This window comes from Pseudomonas sp. IT-P74, from assembly GCF_949768175.1.
Classification (GTDB): domain Bacteria; phylum Pseudomonadota; class Gammaproteobacteria; order Pseudomonadales; family Pseudomonadaceae; genus Aquipseudomonas.
Genome location: NZ_CATKQD010000051.1, coordinates 1 through 655, shown reverse-complemented (window position 1 = coordinate 655; position 655 = coordinate 1). Strand labels below are relative to the sequence as shown.

Here is a 655-nt window from a genome sequence, read left to right as displayed (position 1 = left end):
GCCGGTGTGACGTTCCAGACCACGTGGTAGCCGACATAGATCGCCAGCACGAAAATGATCAGGTTGTAGATACCGTGAGAGATCAGCATGTCTTCCATTATTTTTATCCTCAGCCGTTCTTGCGCACGATCTGGCCGTCGCGGCACATCAGGCACGCGGCGACGATATCGTCTTCAAGGTTGATCACCAGTTGTCCGTCTTTATCGAACAACAGTTTCATGAAGTCCAGCAGGTTGCGGGCGTACAGCGCCGAAGCGTCAGCCGCCACGGCGCTGGCCAGGTTGGTCGGGCCCACGATGGTCACGCCATGTGCGACGACCACCTGATCGGCCACGGTCAGCGGGCAGTTGCCGCCCTGGGCGGCCGCGAGGTCGATGACCACCGAGCCCGGTTTCATCTGCGCCACGGTTTCTGCACTGAGCAGCGTCGGTGCCTTGCGGCCGGGAATCAGTGCGGTGGTGATCACGATGTCCGCCTGCTTGGCGCGTTCGTGCACGGCCGCGGCCTGGCGCTGCATCCAGCTGGCCGGCATCGGGCGGGCGTAACCGCCGACACCGACGGCGCACTCACGCTCTTCATCGGTCTCGTACGGCACGTCGACGAACTTGGCGCCGAGGGATTCGATCTGCTCTTTTACCGCAGGACGCACGTCGGA

2 pseudogenes are annotated in these 655 nt (G+C 62.6%); both read right to left on the bottom strand.

Features of this window, described 5'->3' with window-relative positions:
- Positions 1-98, bottom strand: a pseudogene (locus tag ACM6J5_RS20460) (NAD(P) transhydrogenase subunit alpha); the annotation flags it as partial.
- 11 nt (positions 99-109) lie between these two features.
- Positions 110-655, bottom strand: a pseudogene (locus ACM6J5_RS20455) (NAD(P)(+) transhydrogenase (Re/Si-specific) subunit alpha); the annotation flags it as partial.